The following is a 23,694-nucleotide window of genomic DNA, read 5'->3' on the forward strand; positions in this document are numbered from 1 at the left end:
TGAAAATCGGGAACACCCCAAAATCGGGGTTTGCCGCGCGTAGTATCCAGCTGTAACCTCGACTGTTATTTCTCCTCTGTGACGGTAGGTCGCTTTTTAAAGGAATGAGAACCCTTTTGGGGGACTCATTCCTTTTTTTGTTTTTGGCCAGCCAGTTGATGCCGTTCTTTCCTGTTCAACGCTTCAGCGAATTTTGCGCTTGTTCCCGTTCAGTGCTGTGATAGTATTTCGCCCGTTTTGACGCGCCAAACTTTCTGCTTCCAGCAGCGTTCGCCAATCCGCCCATCAGTTTCCATCTCATTGTAATCAAACTACTTGTCAACTTTGTATCGGGCAGTCGGCGAACCTCGGCAACACGACTTCCCGGACCTCTTTTTCGTCAAAACTGCACGCCCACTCACCCATCTGCCGCTCGTGGCAATTGGAATCACTCCCTGACCTCAACGAGCGATGTGTCAGGAAAGGAGACTTACCCTCGTATGAAAGTCTATACCACACAACAGATTCGCAATATTGGACTGGCAGGACACGGCCACTCTGGCAAAACGTCGCTGGCAGCGGCCATGCTGTTTACCGCCGGTGCCGTTTCCCGACTTGGACGGGTTGATGATGGTTCAGCTCCAACTGATTTCGATGACATTGAAATTGGTCACAAAGTCTCGATGTATTCAGCACTGGCCTACCTGGAATGGCACGACCACAAGGTCAATGTGATTGATACTCCAGGAGCAAACGCATTTATTCTGGATGCCCGCGCCACCTTGCGCGCCGCTGATACCGCCCTGGTCGTGGTGGATGCCAACCAGGGAGTTGGTGTCGGAACGGAAAAAGCCTGGGCCTACGCCGATGAATTTCAAATCCCGAAAATGATCTTTATCAACAAGCTCGATAAGGATCAGTCAAACTTTGACGAGTGCTTCCAATCCATTAAACAGGACCTTTCGCCACATGCCATTCCATTTCAAATTCCGATTGGCGCTGAGAAAAATTTCCAGGGATTGATTGACCTGATTTCAATGCGGGCCTTTTTGTTTGAAAAAGATGGGAGCGGAAAATTTAAAGAAAGCGACATTCCGGCTGATTTGCAGGATGACGCCCAGGTGGCTCGCGAAGCCCTGATTGAAAAAGCGGCTGAAATGGATGATGACTTGATGGAGCAATTTTTCTCGGAGGGCACGCTCACGGATGACGAATTGCTCAAAGGGATTCGACTTGGTGTGGCCAGCCGGGCGATGGTGCCGGTGTTTGTCGGCTCCGCCTACCTCAATATCGGAATCCAAAACCTGCTCAATGCGCTGGTGAAATTTGCCCCAAGCCCAGATGTGCTCGGTGAAGCCAAAGGGACCGCGCCGGATGAACCGGAAACAGAAATCACCCGCCGAATTGACGCCAAAGAACCTTTCTCAGCCCTCGTCTTTAAGACGCTTATTGATCAATTCAACCGCATTACTCTCTGCAAAATTTATTCCGGAGTGCTGAAAAGTGATTCAACCGTGTTTAACATTACCCGCAACACGATGGAAAAACTGGGGTCGGTTCAGGCGGTACTCGGCAAAAATTTGGAAAAACTCCCCGAAGCCCACGCGGGCGATATCGTGGCGCTGACCAAACTCAGGGAAACTGTCACCGGCGACACCTTCTGTGACAAAGCCGCACCGATTGTGTATACCCCGGTGGTGTTGCCAGAACCCGCCATTGCGTTTGCGCTCGAACCAAAGTCCCGTACCGATGAAGACAAACTTTCCACCGCCATTGCCAAAATTTTGGAGCAAGACCAGGCGCTCCGATATTTGCGAGATCCTCAAACCAAGGAATTCTTGCTGGCTGGAAGCGGTCAATTGCACGTTGAAATGACAGTTGAACGCCTCAAGAAACGCTATGGCGTTGATGTCATCCTGCATCAGCCGAAAGTGGCCTACCGCGAGACCTTTAAAGGCTCGGTTCAGGTTCAGGGCCGCCATAAGAAACAAACTGGCGGGCGCGGTCAGTTTGGCGATTGTGTCTGTATTTTCTCGCCAGCCGAACGCGGTGAAGGCTTTAAGTTTATTGATAAAATCTTTGGCGGATCGGTTCCAGCCAACTTCCGACCAGCGATTGAAAAAGGCATTATCGAAGCGGCAGCCACGGGCGCCCTGGCCGGGTATCCGATGGTTGACTTTCAGGTTGAGCTGATTGACGGGTCCTATCACACGGTGGACTCAGACGAAATGTCATTTAAACTCGCTGGACGCAAAGCGTTTCGGGCAGCCATGGAAAAAGTCAAAATGGTGCTGCTAGAGCCAGTGATGCGGGTTGAAGTCACGGCCCCGAGTGAGTTTTACGGCGACCTGATTGCCGATATGAACACTCGCCGCGGACGCATTGAAAATACCGAAACCAAAGGCTCACAAGTTGTGCTGAAATCCTTTGTCCCACTCTCGGAAATGCTCAATTACATGCCCCGCTTAAATTCAATCACTGGCGCTCGTGGAAGCTACACGATGGAATTTTTGCGCTATGACGAATCTCCAGCCTCGGTGGTCCAGAAAGTTGTGGCCGAAGCTCAGGCCGCTGGACGTCTGAAGGTTGAGGAAGAATGATAATTTCGGGTTCAGGGTTCAGGGTTCAGGGTTTTAACCTCTGGTTTGGAGAAATTTTACCTCATTTGATCTATTAATTATTTGAAAGTTCCTTTGAAACTTTCAGATGGTTCGCCTTTTGGTTCAGTCAGCACCCTCCATTCAGAATCCTTGAACCCTGAACCCTGAACCCTGAACCCTGAACCCTATCCTCTCCTATGCTTCTTTCCTACTGGTCAGATCTCCAACTGGTGCCCATGTGGTTTTGGGGTACCTTTGCTTTCATTTTCGGGCTGTGTATCGGCAGTTTCTTAAATGTCGTCATCTATCGTGTCCCACGTGGAGAATCCATTGTCTGGGGCAAAACGCAGGGACGATCTTTTTGCCCGGAATGCCACGCCATTATCGCGGGCTATGACAATATCCCGCTCCTCAGTTATCTCTTGCTGGGTGGGAAGTGCCGTCAATGTAAAGCGCTGATTTCCATCCAATATCCACTGGTTGAATTCTTAACTGGCCTGCTGTTTGTCGGAGCACTCTATCGGTTTGGGCTCACACCACATCTGGCGGCCAACTTGTTTTTCATCGGTGCGATCATTGCCCTGATCTTCATTGACTACTTTACACACCTCTTGCCGGATGCCATCACGCTTCCAGGCACGGTGGTGTCTCTGGTGGTACGTGCGTTTGTCTTGAATTTTATTGGCGTGGAGTATCTGCGGGACTTCGCGCTGCTGGCTGGAATTCCATTTACCGCCACTGGACGCACCGCCTCGATCATCAATGCCCTGGTTGGGATGGCAATTGGCGGCGGCACACTCTGGCTGATTGGTGTTGGTTATTTCCGATTGCGAACGTTTCGAATGGATTCGGTTGAGCGCCTGAGCACGTTTCTGATTGAAGAATGCGTCCCGGAAACCTTTGTCCGGCTCACCATCCGCCGTCAGAACCGAATCAGCCATGTGATCATTGAAGCCGGTGACTTTACCGAATACCCACCGGAACTCCAGGAAGAACTCCACTTTAAGCGGCATGAAACCGGCTCTCCCGAGTTGCAGGTGACATCGCTTTCCGGTGTGGTCGCGGAAACGGAGTCCGGCGGTGTCAAAATTACTGAAATTCCGGATTCCTCCCTCGCCAAAGAATATCAACTCCAGACCGGAGACATCATTCTCCGGGCTTCACGCGAAGGCATGGGATTGGGCGACGTCAAAATGATGCTCTTCGTTGGCGCCTTTTTAGGTTCTGAATTGACCTTTTTGACCATGCTGCTGGGCGCACTGATCGGCATGGTCATTACCGGGCTCAGATTGATTCGTCAGGGGCGTTCCGCGCTTGATACGATTGTCCCCTTTGGTGTTTTACTCGGCATTGGGGCACTGGTGGCTCTGTTCTATGGCCACCTGATGGTCAACAAATACATGGAGTATGCCTTGAATTACCTGAGCCGCTAGGAATGAAGAGAGTGGTTAGTGGCTAGTGGTTAGTGATGCGAATTAAGAGTTGAAGTGGTTTTGGTCCTCAGTACAAGTCCCCATAAATGGGGGATGGAATTTTGGTTCCTCCGAATTGGCTTTCGCCCGGATGGGCGCCGGACAATAGCCGGTGGTTTGCCGCTTTGGGCACACCACCGGAGCGTCGGTCCGCAGTGGGTTGCGCCCGGATGGGCGCTGGAAGCTGGTTCGGGTCCCGTTTCCTGCAGGGTTTTCGGCGCCTCGCTCACCATTGTATTCGTCTTCGAGCCCTGGGAACCTGGTCATTCCCCACCTTTTCCCCGCCCGGCCAGCCGCCGCCGCCGTAGGCGGCAGATAGCCGGGAGGGAGGTGAGGAGGCAATGTTTTCCCATGGTTGCACCCTGGGCTAGCGTGCCTACGCGGGAGTTCCTGGGCTCAAATCCGCTCTTTTTTCAATTCTTAACTGGCATCACTAACCACTAACCACTAACAGGATTCTTCATTCTGCCTTATGAGCCGTCAGCCACCGCGATGGATTGCGATTTTATTTCCGCTGCTCCTTCTTGGGTTGCTGATTGGTGTCAATCTGGCTGGACTTTGGGCCAATCATCAGTTGCGCGAAGCATTTGTCGCTGAACGCGAGCACCGCTACAAAGCCGAAACCCAGATCATTGCCCTGCGATTGCAGTTTTTGATTCAGAAATATGGCCCGTCCGCCATCACGCCAGCCAGTTTGGTCGAATTGCTACATCGTCAACACCTCACTGCCCTTCTGGTTATTTCACAGCCATCCGGGATCGTGGCGCAGGCCAATACAACCCCTCCAACCACATCACCCACGGCACCACCTTCCTCGGCAAACGCCTCTCAGGTTTTGCGCTATCCACTGGTTGATACCGAAGGTCGGATCTGGGGGCAGGCTGAATTTACCATTGCACCTGATCGAATGAATGTTGCCCAACTGGCCTCCAGGGCGATTTTTGAAATCCCGCTCTGGCTGGTCAGCAGTTTACTTGTGTTCTGGATTGCCAAACAGGCACTTAGTTTTTTGCGCCAGCCTTCTGAACTCGAAGACCCTTCCCTGCTGACCGACACTTCTGAAGTCCGATTTGTGATGGAAGGCTATCAGCAAATGATTGACCGGCTTCAGGTAAAAGGGAAAGAGCTAGAACGTCAGCGTGAAGCGGAACGTGTGCGGGCCGAATCAAGTGAACGCTTCAGCGACCGCCTGGTGGTCAGTATCCCCGATGCCCTGATTGTGGTTTCAATTGACGGCCTGGTTTCGATCACCAACCTTGAAGCCCGGCGACTGTTTGTAAAAGTTGACGGAGGGTTGCCGCTCCCGGAACCCAAACCTACCTCGGTCCCATTTCAGGATTTCTTTGCCGGAGCACCTGCCATTGCAACGTTGGTGGCGGAAGGGTTGCGCACCGGAGAAACCCAGCGTTCAACTGAGGTGAGTGCGGAACTGGGTGGGAAACGGCATTACCTTGAAGCCAGCGTTTCGCCGATTCCAGGTCGGGCCGGCACCTGGCAGGGGGTGTTATGCCTGGTAAGTGACAAAACCGAAATCGTCGAACTCCGCCACGGACTACAACTTAAAGAAACGCTGGCGAGCCTGGGAGAAATGGCTGCCGGGATTGCCCATGAGTTTAAGAACTCGCTGGCCACGATTTCCGGATTTGCGCAAATGATTGAAACTGATACCGATGCAGGATTGGCCCGGCCCGCCCGGGCACTTCGGACCGAAGTCACTCATCTCACCCAGGTGGTGACGGATTTCCTGTCTTTTGCCCGTCCTCAAGATACCCAGTTTCATCCGGTGGACCTGCAGGAACTCCTTGATGCCTGCTGTGATCGGCTTCGACCAGAAGCCGAAAAACGGCAGGTCCAGATTGTACTCACTGGGAAATTTCCCACTGTCGCGGGTGATGCCACACTGCTTGGTCGGGCATTTCTCAATTTGATCCAAAATGGCATCGAAGCCATTCCCGACGAAGCAGTTTTTCGGGAGGTCCGCATCACGAGCGACCCGATTGACCCAGGCGACGAAGCAGTCCAATTTTGCCGAATTACCATCACGGATACCGGCTCTGGGATTCCGGCTTCCGATTTGGCCAGCGTATTTATTCCCTTTTTCACAACCAAATCGCGTGGATACGGCATTGGACTGGCTATTGTGCAAAAAGTGTTTGTAGGTCACAATGGACGGGTTGAAGTCGCCAGCCAGCCAGGGCACAGCACCACCTTCACGTGCTATTTGCCCTGCAATCGAAATCTTTCAAGTCAGTAGTCAGTAGTCAGTAGTCAGTAGAAAATCCAAAGCCTTAAAGCCTATTGTCTGCCTTTAAGAAATTATTCATAAATACCACGACTAGAACTGAATCCACCTGGCACGAATATCATTGTCCCAACACTTGATCACTGACTACTGACGAAAAGTCGTCCAGCCTTTTTACTTTTCTTGATTTTGGAGGTCTTTTGTATGTCGGACATACTTGCTTCACTTCGTCAACCACTCTCAATTTTGCTGTTCTGCGGGTTCGTCGGAACAGGTTCAGCAACGATTCTGGCCAGAGATCTGACCATCCCGTTGACCATCCAAATCCAGGAACCTTCCCCTTCACAGCAGCAGCCACCAGCCCAGCAACCGACAAAACCCCGAAAGAAGGTGTTTACCAACGAAGATTTTGGTGCACCGCCAGCGGAAGAAGCCAGGGAACAAATGTATAAAAAGGCATCTGAAGAACGGGCTGGCGAAGAAGAAGCCTGGCGAGCCGAGGTAAAGGCGGCCCGGGAAGCAATAAAGGCAGCTCAGGAGGAGAAAAGCGCTCCGAAAGAAATAAAACCGGAAATCGCTGCTGAGCCAAAATCAGACGTCCACCCAGATTTGCTCTTGATCGAAAAGCTTTCAAAGCCTCAATCGAACCAGACCGCAACCACGTCAACCCCATCGGAACCAGAAACAGATCCAGTGGCCGAGGCTGAAAAACGCCTTGAACGATTACTGGTGCAAGGTCAGGACAAGGGATTTCGTGAAACCCCACCGCCGCCACCTCCACCCAAGGTAGAAGAAGTCAAAAAAGAAGAGCCTAAAAAAGATGAAAAGAAAAAAGAGGAGAAGAAAATAGAAGAAGAACCCGTGGAAGAACCGATCAATCAGTAACCCCATTTGGGTGTGAGGTTGGATTATTTCAATATCCCCGCAAAATCAGTTTGCGGGGATATTTCGGAAGTGCATTTCATTGAAATGAAAGAACCTCTCGCCTCATAACCATCACCTACCAGACTTTCCAAACTTCTGACTCCCCAATTCCAGCTTTTATGGCTGATATTCTGGTTGTTGAAGACAAAGATTCCCTCCGTGAAATGCTGTGTATGACGCTTGAACGGGCCGGGTACAGCGTTGCCGAAGCTGGCGACGCTGCCCGCGCCCGTCGTGCGTTACAAGATCAGCTCCCCCAACTGGTCCTGACTGACCTGCGCATGCCGCACGGTGGTGGACTGGAAGTTTTGCGGATCACTAAAACGCTCGACCCAGACCTCCCAGTAATTATTCTGACGGCGTATGGCTCAATTGATGAAGCCGTCCAGGCCATGAAAGACGGGGCGCTTGACTTCCTGCAAAAACCCGTTGATTCCGAACATTTACTCCTGGTGGTTGGGCGTGCGATTGAAGCCCAGCGATTGCAACGTGAAGCCATCTTACTCCGTGAGGAATATTCAAAACGCTATGGCTTTCCGCGGATTGTGGGCGATTCACTCGTCATGCAACAGGTCAGCAAGCAAATTCAGCAGGTAGCCACAACCAGCACCACCGTGCTCCTGCTTGGCGAGTCAGGCACCGGCAAGGAACTGTTTGCCCGGGCGGTTCATCACCTCAGCCCGCGTGCCAACCGGCCCTTTATCGCCCTTAACTGTGCGGCAATTCCTGAAACCTTGATTGAAAACGAACTCTTTGGCCACGAGAGAGGTGCCTACACGGGTGCTGACAGCCGCCGGGCTGGAAAGTTTGAACTGGCTCAGGGTGGGACTATTTTTCTGGATGAAATTGGTGAATTGCCGCTGGCCGTCCAGTCAAAACTCCTGCGCGTGATTGAAGAACGCACCATTACCCGGATCGGCGGAAGCGCTGAAATTGCAGTTGATGTCCGCATTGTCACCGCCACCAACCGCGATCTGAATCAAGCAGTTGCAGACAAGACGTTTCGTGAAGATTTGTTCTTTCGGCTCTCAATTTTTCCGGTGCGGATTCCTTCCCTGCGGGAACGCCGGTCTGATATTCCACAACTGGCCGAAAGCTTTGCCCAACACTATGGTCGCGAGATTCGCCGGAGCACCATCAAAATTTCGGACGAGGCGATGCGTTCGATGGTCGCTTACGACTGGCCAGGCAATGTCCGCGAACTCAAAAGCTGTATCGAACGTGCCTGTATTCTGTGCAATGGAAAAGTGATCGAAGCCAGAGATTGTTCGCTCTTTACACCCTCGCAGCAAAAGAGTCGCACAGATCGGTTTTTGGAAGGCATTGACTTTGGTGGGACGCTTTCTGAAGTCACCGACCGGGTTACCCGGATGGTCGAAAAGCGCAAAATTGAACTGACGCTCGAAGAAACCAGCTTTAATAAAACCCGGACGGCTGAGCTGCTCGGCATCAGCCTGAAAACTCTGGCGTCGCGAATGAAAGACTTGGCGATTGAGTAACCGCTGAGGGCCTGGGGCTAAGGGCCATAAGCGCCAGGATAAGAAACCCCGTGTCCTTTCCGTTGGCATTGAATGACGCTCTTGTCGGGCTTGGGTCTCGTTGCGGGCCGTGACCGTGGGCTTCGCACCACGGCTATTGAACAACGACCCTGCGGGCCTGAAATCCTTATCCTGGCGCTTATGGGGCTAAGGGCTGAGGGAAATACAATTTTTCCAATCAGTTCCCCTTTATGTTTCTTTCCAGTACATCTTGTTTGGATCTGGAACGTGGGTAATGAAACAATCTTGAATACCCATTCTTTTTACTTCTTCAACCACTTCTTTTCGGGTGATGCCAAACGTGAGGAGCTGATCACCATCGAGCGCAACATACTGATCAGTATACTCAAGCTGATGAGATTTAATCCATTCAACGGATTGCTTTCGTTTTCTGGCCCTTTCTTGATCAATAGCTTCAGGGTTAGTTCCCTGGTCCGAGGCGGTTGCATCTTGAAGAAGATAGTTTACCAGGGCAATTTTTTCAGTTGAGGTAAGGGCCTGGGCCTGCTGCATCAGTTCAAGCAAAACTTGAGAAGACATATTACCTCTCATCTTTCGGGTGGGTTGTGATTGCAATCAATCAACTTCTTATTCTACCCATTTGATTTCTATTCCACCAACGCCACCCGACTGCGCTTAATGGCTGCCGAACGGTTTGGATACAGCCCGTCAATCGTTTCAAGCAGCGTCGGATGATGGGCCGCAATGTCTTCTTCAAGCGGAACCCGTCCAAGCTGGCGTGCCAGCGATTGCAACCGCATTTCAACTTCTTTCTTTGAGCCATTCAACTTTGGTTTCGTAATGCGCGCCCGTGGAACTTCAAGCACACCAGCCGTTTGAGCCTGGGCTTCCATCAAGGCCAGATTGCGGCGGGTCAGTTCCACATAAGTTGGATCCAGATCAAGCATCACAAAATTTCGCCCCAGCTTTCGCGCAGCCAGCGCGGTTGTCCCGGCACCGCTAAATGGATCAAACACCAGTCCGCCGGGTTTGGTCGTCAATTGGATGACTCGCTCCATGAGTTTTTCCGGAAGCTGGCAGGGGTGTGCATCCCGATGGCGCTTGTGCCGGATGCGTTGAATATCGCTCCACACATCAGACAGTTCAACACGGGTGTCATTACCGTCTATGGTTCGGCTGCGCACGCATTTGGGTCGCAAACAATAGATTGGTGCATTTGGCGCCATCACGGCGCCAGGTTTTGGCTCTTTGCCCAACGGCGAATAGTTGACGGTGCCCTTCCCGCCAGTTTTGGTGTAGTACAGCAACGCATAATGGGCCGGCATCAGCTTGCCGCGTGGTTCAGAGAGGGCATCCCACACAATCCAGTGCCGGAACTCAAGCCGTTCATTCAGAAATGCCGCCTGATACATCGCCCATTTGGGTAAATTGAGCGTCAGGAGCGCCCCGCCCGGTTTGAGCGTTCGGATGAGTCCGTCAAGCCACGCCTGGCACCAGTCAAGGTACTCACGCTCAGCCAGACCGTCGTCACATTCGCCATAGGGCTTGTTCAAATTGTAAGGCGGGTCGGCAAAGACCAGATCGAAAATACCTTCCGGATACAACTCCGCCACACGATTGAGGAACGACACGCAATCACCCTGATAGACCTGATTGGGTTCGAGTGTGGTGAGGGTTTGCCATTCAGAAGTTGGAACCGCAATCGGATCCGTCTTTGTTTTCAACAAGAGCGAAGAGGCGATGCCCGACTGCCCTTCGATGACGTGCAAGAGTTTGGCTTTTGGTTTGTGAACCAGTGCGGCAATGCGTTCCAGCACCGATTCCGGCAGCAAGTGGCTGGTTAATTTGTGTTTTGGCAGATCACGCCAGATATCGGACATCGCCGTCCCAAGCGGATTCATGAGGTGCTTTTTGCCACCCCAATCTTTCAGGTTCAACCCACAGGCCGCACAGAAGGCATGAGGAACCCGAACCGTCGCCGTGTTGAGCTGAAACCGCGTTGGTGTTTTTCCTTCAGATTTGCATTTATGAAACAAAAGCAAGCCTACATGTGATGGCTGAAGCGTTTCACGGCGTGGCGCGTCATCCAGATCAAGCGCAATCCAGTACTTGAATACCAGCGAACACCGCTCATCCTTCAGCTCAGACAGAAACATGCCATACAACGGCAATTCGTGCGGCAGGCCATACACGAGCAGAAATCCGCCAATTTCGACCGCGCGGGCCAGTTCGGTCAACGCCTGTCTGGTGGCTTCGGTCAATTCGTAAGCGACGGGCGGTTCGCCGGTTTGTTTGGCACGCGGATCAAATTTGGTATTGACCACCACCGCCCGCTGGCTTTCGGGTTTGAGTCTGGCAAGTCGTTTGAGTGTCGGATTGGAAAGCGTGGTCCACATGGTAGGGGTCAGGGTTTCAGGGGCTAAGCTCAGGATAAGGGGTTTAGGCCCGCAGGGTCGTTGTGTAATAGCCGTGGTGCGAAGCCCACGGAATACGGCCAGAGCGAGCCCCAAACCCTACAAGGTTTTGAGAAAAGCGATCAAGGCCCGTTTGTCTTCGGGTGAAAGGTCGAGGCCAAAGGTGTGACCTTTCACGGCTCGCGAAGTGACACCAGGGCCTTTCCAACCAGTCGGCACGTAGTCATCACGCAATCGTTTCGGGTCAAACCAGTCTTCAAGCGTCGCAATCGAGCCGGAATGTTCGAATGGCCCACGATACCACAGTCCTCTCAATGATGGAACCTTGTAGTAACCAGTTCCTTTGCGAGTTTTCAGCGCCAGCCCGGAATCTGTTCCAACCGAAGCCGGAAAGATGTCATATTGCTTGAGATGGGCTTTGGGTGGAATGAACTCTGTCGCCGGAGTCAGTTTATTGCTGGTGTAAAACGGCGGCGTGTGACAGGTCGCACAGGCTTGCTGGTCAAAGATTTGCCTGCCACGAGCGGCCAGTTCGTCAACTGGATTGGGACCTGGCGGAGGTTCAAGGGTCCAGAGGTATTTCCCAAGGGCATACATGGCTTCATCTGGAAAGCGAAAGAGTGCCACGCGTTGTTTTGGAGTCAGAAACTGATATGGACCAACCCGGTTCGCATCAACTCGTGAAACCAGAATCGCATATCGGGCGAGGTCTTCCGGTCCACGATTGAGATGGGTGCCAGTATTGTCGAGATACCGGCGATCTTTAATGCCATTCAAGTCCGGGATTTTGGTCGGGTAATATGGGCTGCCATTAAAGCGGTGAACTTCACCACGGACAAAGCTCAGGTCAAGCTGGCCAGCTTCTTCATCGGTCATCGTTTTGATGCGTTTGTGAATGTCATTTTTGATCCACGGCACCCCGTAGGAAGCATACAAATGTGCGGGCATCGGCAACAATTCCCGGCCACTTTTGCCGATTCGTTCAAAGGCTTTGCCAAAAAGAATTCCAGCGCCTTCAAAGGCCAGATTTTCATTTCCTTGCGCGCCACGAATGAGCAATCCATTGTCCATCACCCGAACGTGACAGGCGGTGCATTCCGGCAGGCTGATTTTGAGTTTTCCATCGCGATCAACTACCCAGCGCAGAGCCGGAAGGATGCCCTCTTTGGTCATATTGAGACCATCGCGTTTGAGTGCTTCCCGGTCGCTGATATAAGCCATGATTGCTGGATCATCCGACCGTGTTTCCGGCACATCCAGTTCGTCAAACACCCGTTGCCCGGCCTGAACCCAATCGGCTTCGGATTGAATTTTCTCCGGTTCGATCAGAAGCTGTGCGCCCTGTTGCTTGAGCCATTCGCGGTAGCCTTTCGGTTCAAAATCGGGATGGTACACCGGGTAGGTCCGCAGGTTATCAACCGGCAACGCATAATATTCTTTTTCAGAAACGTAGTGCGGTTTGGCCCCAATCCCGGCGAGCGGAAGCGACCACGTCGCCAGCAGTTTGTCATCCCAAATTTTGGGCACTTTTTTTGGCGGGTTCTTGGCCAGTTTTTGAGCTTCGGCAGTGAGCTGTGATGAACTGAAGCAACCACATATCCCGATAAAACACAGAAGAATCAACAGTTTTCCTATTCGTGGCATACTGATTCCTTTGCTCTTTCCAGATTCCAGAAAAAGACATAAAAATGCTCTAATCCGCGAAGACCAGCTTCACTGGACCAGTCGAAACTCTGGAACCTGGCAACTTAATTTGAAGATTTGGCTATGGATAAGATTGGCGTGAATCCGCGGGGTAGTACTGACGAAGAGCACTGGTTGGATGTGTGTTCGAACTGCTACGGCTTGACGTAGCTTTGGAATCGGTTATAGATGCCAGTTAAGAGTTGAAGCAGTTTTTGGTTCTCAGCCCAGGAACTGGGCGCCGGCTCGTAGCCCAGGGCGAGTCTTCGAGCCCTGGGAATTCGGGTCATTTCCCACCTTTTCCCCGCCCGGCCAGCCGCCGTAGGCGGCGGCTGGCCGGGCGGGGGTGAGGAGGCAACGTTTTTCCAGGGTTGCACCCTGGGCTACAAGCTTGCCACCCGCTTCGTGGGTTCAAATCCGCTCATTTTTTCAACTCTTCAGTGGCATTAATAACAAATGAGTTCAACCGTGCCGAATATCAGGGGCTTTCAGCCTCTAACTTGAAAAATTTCAGGCAATTTGCACTTATGTATCCATTTGGTGCAATTCGCCAGACACTTTCTGGCGAATTCGATACTCTGTCTCCACAAATGGAGGGACCTGGTTATGTCCACATTACCGCTGAATCGAAAGCATTATTAAAGGAGTGACCATGAAAACTTTCTTGTGCCTGTTTCTTGGGTTCTTCAGCCTGTCGCCAGTCACACTGGAACCCCAAAAAGCTCCTCCCTTACCACCAATTGTCGTTACCACGAAAAAAGTCAAACCGACCAAAATCAACCATCAGGCGGCTAAAGCCAAGTTGCTTGGAACGCACAAATTTGAGGTTCGAGATGTACGCGGAGATTATAGAAGCATCGCAACCGTCACCGAACAACAGGGAGTTTTGTCACTCCAGGCTCAGCAGTTCTTTTCAAAGGGATTGGGAGGCCAGTCAATTATTGATGGCATCATTACCGAAGTGAATGCGCACTCCTTTAAATTCAAAGGGAGAGTTTCCATTGAGACACACGACTTTGTTTGTGAACGGGAAGGAGTTTTTCTGTTCCGCGTCCATGAAAAACAGAAATTGTGGCGAATGCAGCGCATGTCTGGTCGCTGTGGTCAGGTTACAACGGCGGTGGATATCCATTTTCGGTGAGTCCCAAATCCAGGGGTATGCTCTTTTTAGAAACCAAGTCAGGCAACAGCAAAATCAGTCAGTTTACGCCGCTCGGGACGATAAAACCCTAAAACAATGTCTTGATGTGGAACCCCAGCATCAAGCAGTTCTTGGGTAACTCCATTTTCAAAGCCGTCCCATTCAATCCAGATTTTGTCGTTCTTGATTCGAGCGTGGAACACAAGGTTATGGACTCTCCCAGCGACGTTCCATCCGGTATCAATCACCAAAAACTGGTTGTTTTCCAAATCACACACCGGGAGCAATTCACAATTCGGGTCGCTCGAAATCACCTGGGATTGCCGGGAAACGATGGTTTTGAGAAGTTGCTGATAGCGGGTTAGCTTTGAATCCATTGTGTAACCTTCTTTTTATCTAGGGCTTACGCCAAAAGAGGCAAACGAGCAAAATAGCCCATAACTGAATCAGTTCATCAAAAAAGAGGAAATGTATTGCGAAGCCTGTCAGTGTCGCAAAGCCTGGATTTAACGCAACCACTTCGCCTGCTGTTTGTTGGTCTGGGTTTGGCTCAAAAACCTAACCTACGCCACTGGTAAGACCCTCTATTAATCAAGTACGACCAGTTAGACGACTATATGGTTGCTTAGCTTCGCCACCCACTCGTTCCGATGGTTCTTGCCTCAGTCTTATTTTAAGAGTTGTGATCCTGATGGACCGGACTAAGAATCGCCGTGATCTTAATAAACTTGGCTCATTTCGATACAATAGAAACAAAATGCTCAGGACGAACAAAATGGATATTAAGATTACTTTCGGAATAGTCCCAAAAAGTACAAGCACTAAAGGAATACCTGCAATGAACAAGGTTATCCCAAAAACACAAAACCGCGCCGCATATATTACCATTGCTTCAGGAAAGGGTCTCTCAAGAGGCAGTCTTAACTCATCAGGAATTTCATGCGTGTTCATTTGACCAGCTCCTTTTCTTCCTTTTGGGCGGCTTCACCGATTGGAGTCGCCTGCCCCTCACCAAGTAAACTGACTTTTTTAGCCTTTGATATCTCTAACTTCGTTCGGTAGTACATTGTTGAAATATCCTGCCACGCCAATAAAACGATCGGGGCTAAGGTGGATAAAGCAAAAAAACATTGGGCGACAAGTATAGCGTAATAATCAATCCCATGGGCAGGGAACTTTTCTACAAGGCGACCAACTCCCCATTGGGCCAATACCCAAATCGCAAGAAACACATTATCCACCAGAATGGACACCGACCAAATCAAGTTTGTGTTGAGTTTTTCCTTTATAGGTGATTCATCTGCCATGCCTCAATGTTCCTTTATTTATTGAATTTAATGACCACCTTCCTGTTAAAACCAAATCTAACATAGGGAACCTCCCTAAAGAAATTCTCTCATCTATTATCAAATAGTTACATCCGCACGGCGTCGGTGCAGACTTCGGCGAAACGGCAATTCAAGCACCGGGCGCCGGGGTTGGCTTCGAATTGCGTGCTTTCCATAACCCGGACGTTGCGGATCTTCTTCGCGACGTTGAGCACGGCACGATGACAGGCGTCTTCAGAAAGCTGGTCGGCGGGGAAATGGTATTCGAGGTTCGGATGCAGGAAATGGAGCGTCGCTTCAACGCGCTTCACGTTTGGCAGCAACCACCAGGCGGCCAGCGAATATGCCTGCATTTGAATTCGATACATCGCGGCTTTTTCGGCCAATTCGGTGTCGTATCCGGCGCGGCTTTTCCAGAGCGTGTTGGTCTTAAAGTCAATCACGTGAACGTGCAGCCCGTCTTGATGCTCTGAAATCAACAACTTATCTACCGAACCCAAAATCATGGCCGCATCGGTGCGCAGGGCAAAACTCATTTCACTCTTCACAAATGGATGGAGCGCTGGATTGCGTTCGGCTTCTGGCGACAATCCGGCCTGCCAGCGTTCTTCGACTTTTTGATGGAGTGCACTATAGACGTAATTTTTCGCCAGCGGCCAGAGGTCTTTGAGTGCTTCTTCATCATCAATGAAGGCCAGTTCGTCGGCCCATTCGTCTACGCGGGTTTGCCGGATGTCTTCGAGCGCCTGCCGAAGCGTGTCAAACAGGTCGTCGCCTTCGCGGAACAGTTCGCAAAACCGATGAACAATCGTTCCGCGCAGCGTGGGACTTAACCGGGCGCGACCTTCGCGGGCTTCGGCATCGTCCGCCCGTCCGCTTCCGGCTTTGAGTTCCATATCCGGCATCTGCAAAAACCGGGCGAAGTAATACTGTCGCGGGCAGTTCAGGTAGTTGACCAACTGGGTCACGCTGTAGCGGTAATGGAGTGCCGATTGCGTTTCTTCCGACGCTGGCACCGGCTCCATTTGCTGTTCAAGTTGGGATTGGAGCGCGGCCAGATTGCGCTGACGTTCGCGCTGTTGCTGGGGTGTACGCATGGGCGCGCGTTTGCCGCCAGCATCCGGAGTGCCAGCGTCAACCACAATCGGTTCGACGCTGAGTTCAATTTCACGACCACGCACCAGGGCGTGAGATTCGCCGCATTCAACTACGGATTCACCCGGCGCATCGTGTGTTCCCAGCACCGTACACAACCAGCGCAGCCAGCTATCCTGTTCACGAATCAGCTTTTCGGTCGGTTTCATCTGCCTGGAAGCGGCTGACAGAATCAGGTAATCCTCGGCGCGGGTCATCCCAACATACAACTGGCGCATGGATTCAAATTGTTCGCGGAGTTCCAGTCGCTCCTGAATTTCCGCATAGAGTGCCGTTGCGACTTTGCCTCCGCGCTGGTCAGGCACTTGAAATGCCAGCCCGCGGTCACGGTCAAACAAAAACACATCGCGATAGGGTCGGCGTTTATGGTTCAGGTCTGGAATCACCACGATGGGAAATTCCAGCCCCTTCGATTTGTGAACCGTGAGAATCGCCACCGCATTGAGGCCAAGTTCAAGCTGGGCTTCGGCTTCGCGACCTTCGAGTCGTCGGAAGTTGCGGATGTACTCGACAAAATCACGCAGCAACCGCGCTTCATGCTGTTCAAACCCGCGTGCCTGCCCAATCAACTTGTCGAGATTTGACAACCGTTGTGGTCCATCTTCGGCGGCGGCACACATCACGTCATATTGCGTGCGACGGATGGCACGTTCGATCAATTCCGAAAGCGGCAGTCGGTTGCGGACATACATCAAATCCTGGAGCGTTTCCGAGGCTGCCGCGAGCAACGCATGTTGGTCACCGGTGATGTTGGCAATGTTGGCGTGGTTGAGGAGCGCGGCAAACATCGGACGCCCAGCTTTGCGCTTGCTGGCGATAACCGTTGGCACAGCCGGCTCTGTCGGTGGCATAAAACTTTCGTTTGGCGGCACCATCGGCGGCACGGTTGGTATCAGTTCTTCAGCCCAGCGCAGTGAATACAGCGTCTCATCCGAAATGCCAAAGAGCGGTGACCGCAGAATCGCCGCCAGGCTGATTTCATCGGTCCGATTATCGAGAAATTCCAGTAAGGTCAATAAATCCAGCACTTCCGGGCGGGAATAGAATCCACGACCAGCCACGACGTAGTACGGCACCCCGGCGCGCTGAAACGCCTGTTCATAGGCTTTTACCTGGGTAAACGCGCCAAGCAAAACCGCGAAATCCTTGTAGTTTGCCCCACGTTTGCCGCCATCTTTGGTACGGACCAGTTCCTCGCCGTTTTCAACCATCTGTTTGACACGAGCGGCCAGCCGACGGGCTTCAATTTCGCGAAGCGATTCGTCATCCGGATCGGCTTCTTTCTTTTCTTCATCCGTTTCCGGTTCAGGCACATAGTAGAGAAATTCCACTGCCGGACCGTCATCCAACTGGGTCCGGAATGGAATCCCCGGTTCGTGTTCGACAAACCCAAGCGATAGAAAATGGGCGCGGTCTTCGCCAGCTTCAAGCCGCATCAAACGCGAGAAAAACCCGTTGAAAAACCGAATCAACCGGCTATCGCTCCGAAAATTGACATCAAGGGCAATGTGTTCGCCCCGACGACGTTGAATTTCCTGGATGGCTTCTTCAAAGACTTCAACTTCAGCGCCGCGAAAGTTGTAAATGGACTGTTTGCGGTCTCCGACCAGAAACAGGCTTTGCCCTTCAGCACTCCGCGAACCGGTGTCAAGTGCAAGTAAACCAATGATTTCGCGTTGCAGCCGGTTGGTGTCCTGAAATTCGTCCACCAGAAAATAGCGATACCGCGCCGAGGCTCGCCGGCGGACATCGGGCGCGTTGACAAGCAAATCACGGGCAAAAAGCTGGAGGTCTTCATAATCAAGCGCCTGGGCACTGCGCTTGGTGTCGCTATAGAGAAAATCAATTGACCGCAGTGCCGAAACCAAATGCGGCATATAGAGCCGGGCACAGACGTCAAAAAACCCTTCCATCAGTTTCCCCGCGCCAAAGTCTTTGTGTCCAAAGAGTTCACGGAGCGCAAGCACCGACTCTTTCAAGGCTTTGGTCCGGGCATCGGGCATCCGATGGCGAACATGCTCAATCGCTTCAATAAATGGCGTGGTGCGTTCGGGGGATGGCGACGCTTCGATCACCAGGCGGTAGCGGCCCCAGGCTTCGAGGAACGTATCAACTTTCTCGCGTGCCGTGGGGGTCAAACCAGTAGCCGCCGCAACCTGAGCCACACGTCCGCTGACTTCGGCTAACCGTTCGCGGTAATCATCCACCCGGAGCAACCAGCGATCTGTCGTGCGCTGGGCTTCGTCAATCCGCACACCCAGCCCGCGCAACTGGTTATAGAGCCGTTCGAGTGCGCCGACCATATCGCTCCGCCCATAAGCCGCAACGAGATGCGCCGCCGAGTCACCACCATTGTTGATCAGGTTCGTCACGGCCTGTTCGGCGGCGGCATTGAGCATCAGCGACGAAGTGTATTCATCCAGAATCGAAAAATGTGGATCAACCCCGGCTTCAATCGGATACTCCCTGAGCAATCGCGAACAAAACCCGTGAATCGTGGTAATCACGCCCGCATCAAGGTGGCGTTTGTATTCACGCCAGGTGTTTTCAAGGTCAGTTCCCCGATGCGCTTCGATTTTGGCTTCCATCCCGGTGCGGATGCGTTCGCGCATCTGGTTGGCGGCTTTGGTGGTAAAGGTGATGGCCACAATGTTGTCAATATCAACATTGGGTTGCGACAGAATTTCCATGTAACGGTTTACCAATACACGGGTTTTGCCTGCGCCAGGACCGGCAGTAGTTGCCACCGGACGATCAAGCGTCAGCACTGCTCGCAACTGGGCTTCGGTAAAGCCGGTTTGTGGATCAAGGGAAACGAGGGTCTGTTCGTTGGACATGCTCTTGGAATTATGAATTATGAATTATGAATTATGAATTATACCATTTTGGAATGAAGTCATCGCATTATGGAAAGGCTAAAATATTGAAAATATTGTATTTCCCTCAGCCCTTAGCCCGATACCCTCAGCCCAAATTGGTATTACCTGAATTTTGCCCAAAATAGCAGGGTCTTGCCAAAAGATGAGTGCTGCCCAGTTCGGGATACAACTCGCACAGGGGGAATTTGGTTGAGGGGGTGAGTGAGTGGAATGAAAATTCACCAAAATCTTCGGCGTCACTCCCACAAAACCGACTTCCACCAGGTCCTTTATGTCCTTTATGTCCTTTATGTCCTTTGGTTCGGGCTCGATCAATCACATCTAAGACCAAAACTGAGGCAGAGGTCGGTATTTTGGGCGGAATTTAGGGAATGAAGAATGAGGAAAGTGGTTAGTGGTTAGAAATCAATACTTTCGAAGAAGAACCAGGAACCAGATAATTTCTTCATTCTCAATTCTTCATTCTCAATTCTTCACTCTTTAACTGATAGTAGGTTCTTGTTTTATCGCCTTCAGTCAAAGTGATTTCCTCAAACTCAAAGTTAAAACTGGACACGGCGGCGTGGGCATCCGGCGTCAGCAGCGTTTCATAGGCACAGGCCGTATCTTCACCGAGTTTGGAGGCAAAATTGACTTCGCTGCCAAAGCAATCTTCATCCCCGATTTTGAGCACCTGCCCGTAGCCAATCCCGATACACAACAGGACCTGGGCATCCACCGAATGATCAAGATTGTATTGGGCCGTTGCCACTTGCATTTCAATCGCACACCGAACGGCGTGCTCCGGATCCCGAAAAATCACAAATAAATTGTCGGCTTCTTTTTTGAGAACCAGCCCATAGTGCGCCAGGATGATTGGTCGGACAAGGCGTTCCATTTCGTGAATCAGCGTCAGAAAATGGAGAATCCCAAATTCTTCGGTCCGTTTGGTAAATCCAGCCATATCCAGGAGCATCACCGCCCAGGTTTCGCCAAACAGCGCCCAAATCTGGCGATCAATCGCCGCCACATCAGCGCCTGGCTGGAGACGTTTTTCAATCAATTCCGCCAGAACTTGCTTGGCATTTCCCATAAGGCAGCCTCCTGATTAATAAATTCAAAAACTACCCCGGTTACGTTTTCGTCAGCAATGTGGTGAATTCCTCAAGCGAAGCTGCCTGAATTGCTTGCCTTCGAACCAGGCGCAACTGTTCGTACTCATCCAGTTTCTGGATAAGCTCAATCAGAGATTCTGGAAGTGCCTGAAACTTCAGTTCCAAAATCTCAATGATTGATTGACGAGATTCGTGAATGCGCTCCTCGTGTTTTCCCTGCTGAATCCCCTGCTGAATCCCCTGCTGAATCCCCTGCTGAATCCCTTCTTTGACTCCTTTTTCAAATCCCATGCGCTCCCAACTGGTTACATATGGCATAACGTTCTCCTCATATTGCTTCGCTTCCTGAGTTAGTTTTTGTTCCAGCTCAGGTGGAAGGATCAAAATCCAATCCATTGGTCAGTCCTGGAATTTCTTTTCAGTAACAGATTGCTGGTACACATCTGGATGGTGACGCTGCATAAATACTTCTGGCTGAGGAAGTTCTGTAAACCCAAACTGCCGGTACAACCCGTGGGCGTCGCGAGTGGCCAGCATCCAGCGCCGGAGTCCCTGCACTTCAGGATGACCAGTGATAACTTCCATCAGCCACTTGCTCAGGCCCTTTCCGCGATGGTCTTCAAGCACAAACACATCCGCTAGATAGGCAAAGGTCGTGCGGTCAGTCACCAACCGGGCAAACCCAACCTGGGTCTCGCCGTGAAAAAGCCCAAAAACCAGTGAATGCTCAATCGAACGTCGGACAATCTCCAGCGGAACTCCGGCGGCCCAGTATGAACGCGTCAAATACCCGTGAACCACGGCGATATCCATCCGGGCAGGGTCGTCCGAAATGAAGTACTCGCCGTGGTTCCAGGTTCGAAATGCTGAATTGGATGGCATAGTTTGTAGTCAGTAGTCAGTAGTCAGTAGTCAGTAGTTCACTAAGTTTAGTTGATTGAACTATTTGACTATTTTCTAACACAAGAACTTCATTACAAGCTGCTATTACTCACACCAAATGTGAATGCAGCATCCTTTGAATGAAGAATCCTTTGAATGAAGAGTTGAGAATGTAGAATGTAGAAATTTATCGGCTCAAAACTTTTTTCTTCACTCTTCATTCTCAATTCTTCATTCTTCATTCTCAATTCTTCATTCTTCATTCTTCATTCTCAATTCTCAATTCTTCATTCCCCTACTTCAGCCTTGCTCCGTTTGGAACTTCTTCAGTAAACGTCGCCAGTACCGGACGGCCTTCTGAACCAATCGAAGCGGCGAGCAGCATGCCTTGTGATTCAAGTCCGCGCATTTTCCGAGGTGCCAAATTGGCTACGACGACAATTTTGCGGCCAACCAGCGCTTCCGGTTCATAATATTGCGCAATCCCCGCCAGAATCTGACGTGGTTTTTCTTCAGCCAGATCAACCTGTAATTTCAACAGTTTATCAGCTTTTGGAATACGTTCGGCTTCGAGTACCTGACCGACGCGAAGCTCCACTTTGACAAAATCGTCAATCGTAATGTAGCCCTTTTCTTCCGCTGGCGCCGCTTCAGCAACTGGTGCCGTTGGAACTGGCGCGGCTTCGGCAACTGGCGCCGCGGGGGCTTGTGGTTCGGAAGCTGGGGCAATGGCCTTTTTAGCTTCAGCTTGTTTGTTCACTTCTTCTTGAATTTCAGCCATAACTTTTTCTTTGTTCAGTCTCGGAAAGAGACCTTTCAATTCTCCAATATGAGTATGTTCGGGAAGTGATTCCCAGTGTAAAGCCTGGGGGTTGTAATCCGCAGGCGAACCAACCAACCCCAGTTGTTTCCAAACTTCGGTGGCAGCATCGGGCATCGCACAGGCCATCAACACCGTAATGTGCCGGAGTCCTTCGACTGCCGTGTTGAGAACGGTGAGCAAAAGTGGCCGGGCAGACTCGTCCTTTGCCAGTTTCCACGGAGCGTAGTTGCTCAAATATTTATCAACCGTGCCGACCAGTTCCAGCACCAGTTCCATGGCTCGACCAGTTGCAATCCGATCCAGTTCCGCAGCAAAGGCTTTTTCATTTTCAGCAAACTTAACTTTAAGCACTTCAATGGCTTCAACAGCATCTGCCGAAGCATCCGCTGGAATATTCGGCAACACGCCGCCGCACGAATTGCGCACCATCGTCAGCGTGCGGCTGATCAGATTTCCCCAGCCGGCAGCCAGATCGCCATTGACCCGGTCAATCAGCGCTTCGTAGGTAAAGTCTCCATCCTGACCATAGCTCATTTCACGCAGGCAGAAAAATCGCACCTGCTCACAAGTAAAAAACTGAAGCAGAATGCTCAGGTCAATCGCATTTCCAAGCGATTTCGACATTTTGCGGCCTTTGGACAGCCACATGCCGTGGGCAAATACACGCTGAGGTGGTGCCACATCAGCCGCTAACAAAAACGCCGGCCAGTACACGGCGTGAAACCGAAGGATGTCTTTTCCAACCAGATGAATTGCCACCGGCCAGAATTCTTCAAACCCGCCGCGAGCATCGTTGCCAAACCCAAGTGCCGTGATGTAGTTCGACAAGGCATCAAACCAGACATAGAGTGTATGGTCTGGGTCATCCGGCACTGGAATGCCCCATTTTACCGACACACGGCTGACCGATAAATCTTTTAACCCACTGGAAACAAAGCTAATGACTTCGTTCCGACGAGCTTCAGGCTGGATAAAATCGGGATGCTCGGCATAAAACTTCAACAACCGATCCTGAAATTCTGAGAGCTTGAAGAAATAGCTTGATTCAGCGACACGTTCGGCAGGTCGTTCATGCTGTTCACACCATGGAGCTTCGCCCGGCGTGGTTTCTTCTTTAAATTCACCACATTCGGTGCAGTACCAGCCTTCATACTCGCCTTTGTAAATAAAGCCGTTTTTCTGCACCCGGCGAAAGAGTTCCTGCGAGCCTTGCTTGTGATATTCGTGGGTTGTACGAATCCAGTGGTCAGGCTGCAACCCAAACCGATCAAACATCTCTTTGAATTCGGCCACGATGCCATCAACGTGGTCTTTGACCGGCAAGCCTTTGTCAGCCGCCGCCCGTTCAATTTTCTGGCCGTGTTCATCGGTTCCGGTCAGGAAAAACGTGTCCTGTCCACGCTGGCGATGGTGACGCGCCAGGGTGTCAGCCAGAATCGTCGTGTAGACATGCCCCAGATGCGGCCTGGCATTCACATAGTAAATCGGAGTCGTAATATAAAAAGGTTTAAGTTGTTGAGTCATACTATTTTCGTTCTTGGTTTTTGGTTCTCATCCCGGAGGGATGGAGCAAAGTTAG

18 protein-coding genes are annotated in these 23,694 nt (G+C 51.4%); 6 read left to right on the forward strand and 12 right to left on the reverse strand.

The annotated features are described in order from the left end of the window. Positions 1-479 precede the first annotated feature (479 nt). Positions 480-2,579 (forward strand): elongation factor G, encoded by a 2,100-nt coding sequence (gene fusA, locus HY774_05555; GenBank protein ID MBI4747932.1) that lies wholly within the window; start codon positions 480-482, stop codon positions 2,577-2,579. Positions 2,580-2,776: 197 nt separating this feature from the next. Continuing rightward, positions 2,777-4,012, forward strand: coding sequence for a prepilin peptidase (locus HY774_05560; GenBank protein ID MBI4747933.1), 1,236 nt, complete (start codon positions 2,777-2,779; stop codon positions 4,010-4,012). A 42-nt stretch (positions 4,013-4,054) separates the two neighbouring features. Here the strand turns inward: HY774_05560 and HY774_05565 are convergent, their stop codons facing one another. Then, complete coding sequence (locus HY774_05565) at positions 4,055-4,393, reverse strand: hypothetical protein (protein ID MBI4747934.1); 339 nt, start codon at positions 4,391-4,393, stop codon at positions 4,055-4,057. Positions 4,394-4,523: 130 nt separating this feature from the next. Between HY774_05565 and HY774_05570 the strand changes: the two genes are divergently transcribed. The 3 genes from HY774_05570 (at position 4,524) to HY774_05580 (ending at position 8,716) form a co-directional block, all read left to right on the forward strand. Continuing rightward, positions 4,524-6,305: a PAS domain-containing protein gene (locus HY774_05570; protein ID MBI4747935.1), complete on the forward strand. Its 1,782-nt coding sequence runs from the start codon at positions 4,524-4,526 to the stop codon at positions 6,303-6,305. 192 nt (positions 6,306-6,497) lie between these two features. Then, on the forward strand, positions 6,498-7,178 hold the full coding sequence (locus HY774_05575; protein MBI4747936.1) for a hypothetical protein: 681 nt from the start codon (positions 6,498-6,500) through the stop codon (positions 7,176-7,178). Positions 7,179-7,336: 158 nt separating this feature from the next. Next, positions 7,337-8,716, forward strand: a complete 1,380-nt coding sequence (locus HY774_05580; protein MBI4747937.1) for a sigma-54-dependent Fis family transcriptional regulator — start codon at positions 7,337-7,339, stop codon at positions 8,714-8,716. Positions 8,717-8,944: 228 nt separating this feature from the next. On the opposite strand, the gene HY774_05585 is transcribed toward HY774_05580, so the two are convergent. The 4 genes from HY774_05585 to HY774_05600 all read right to left on the reverse strand — a co-directional run bounded on the left by HY774_05585 (position 8,945) and on the right by HY774_05600 (position 13,190). Beyond that, positions 8,945-9,295, reverse strand: coding sequence for a hypothetical protein (locus HY774_05585; GenBank protein ID MBI4747938.1), 351 nt, complete (start codon positions 9,293-9,295; stop codon positions 8,945-8,947). A gap of 68 nt (positions 9,296-9,363) precedes the next feature. Beyond that, a complete protein-coding gene (locus tag HY774_05590) occupies positions 9,364-11,112 on the reverse strand; it encodes a site-specific DNA-methyltransferase (protein ID MBI4747939.1) in 1,749 nt (582 codons plus the stop codon). Between the two features lie 117 nt (positions 11,113-11,229). Continuing rightward, on the reverse strand, positions 11,230-12,774 hold the full coding sequence (locus tag HY774_05595) for a hypothetical protein (protein MBI4747940.1): 1,545 nt from the start codon (positions 12,772-12,774) through the stop codon (positions 11,230-11,232). A 194-nt stretch (positions 12,775-12,968) separates the two neighbouring features. Continuing rightward, positions 12,969-13,190, reverse strand: a complete 222-nt coding sequence (locus tag HY774_05600; GenBank protein MBI4747941.1) for a hypothetical protein — start codon at positions 13,188-13,190, stop codon at positions 12,969-12,971. A 275-nt stretch (positions 13,191-13,465) separates the two neighbouring features. Between HY774_05600 and HY774_05605 the strand changes: the two genes are divergently transcribed. Further along, entirely contained in the window at positions 13,466-13,954 is a 489-nt protein-coding gene (locus HY774_05605; protein MBI4747942.1) for a hypothetical protein, read from the forward strand. A 38-nt stretch (positions 13,955-13,992) separates the two neighbouring features. Here the strand turns inward: HY774_05605 and HY774_05610 are convergent, their stop codons facing one another. The 7 genes from HY774_05610 to metG all read right to left on the reverse strand — a co-directional run bounded on the left by HY774_05610 (position 13,993) and on the right by metG (position 23,639). Beyond that, positions 13,993-14,331, reverse strand: coding sequence for a XisI protein (locus tag HY774_05610; GenBank protein ID MBI4747943.1), 339 nt, complete (start codon positions 14,329-14,331; stop codon positions 13,993-13,995). Between the two features lie 570 nt (positions 14,332-14,901). Further along, positions 14,902-15,261 (reverse strand): hypothetical protein, encoded by a 360-nt coding sequence (locus HY774_05615; protein ID MBI4747944.1) that lies wholly within the window; start codon positions 15,259-15,261, stop codon positions 14,902-14,904. A 107-nt stretch (positions 15,262-15,368) separates the two neighbouring features. Next, positions 15,369-19,274: a UvrD-helicase domain-containing protein gene (locus HY774_05620; protein ID MBI4747945.1), complete on the reverse strand. Its 3,906-nt coding sequence runs from the start codon at positions 19,272-19,274 to the stop codon at positions 15,369-15,371. A 493-nt stretch (positions 19,275-19,767) separates the two neighbouring features. After that, the gene (locus tag HY774_05625) at positions 19,768-20,388 is read right to left on the reverse strand and encodes an adenylate/guanylate cyclase domain-containing protein (protein MBI4747946.1); all 621 of its coding nucleotides are present in this window, start codon (positions 20,386-20,388) and stop codon (positions 19,768-19,770) included. 40 nt (positions 20,389-20,428) lie between these two features. Then, positions 20,429-20,728 (reverse strand): hypothetical protein, encoded by a 300-nt coding sequence (locus HY774_05630; GenBank protein MBI4747947.1) that lies wholly within the window; start codon positions 20,726-20,728, stop codon positions 20,429-20,431. An 81-nt stretch (positions 20,729-20,809) separates the two neighbouring features. Next, entirely contained in the window at positions 20,810-21,292 is a 483-nt protein-coding gene (locus HY774_05635) for a GNAT family N-acetyltransferase (GenBank protein ID MBI4747948.1), read from the reverse strand. A gap of 295 nt (positions 21,293-21,587) precedes the next feature. Next, positions 21,588-23,639 carry a methionine--tRNA ligase gene (metG, locus tag HY774_05640; protein ID MBI4747949.1) on the reverse strand — a complete coding sequence of 684 codons (2,052 nt, stop codon included), beginning with the start codon at positions 23,637-23,639 and terminating at the stop codon, positions 21,588-21,590. Positions 23,640-23,694 lie beyond the last annotated feature (55 nt).

The sequence above is a fragment of the Acidobacteriota bacterium genome (genome assembly GCA_016208495.1).
GTDB lineage: Bacteria > Acidobacteriota > Blastocatellia > Chloracidobacteriales > Chloracidobacteriaceae > JACQXX01.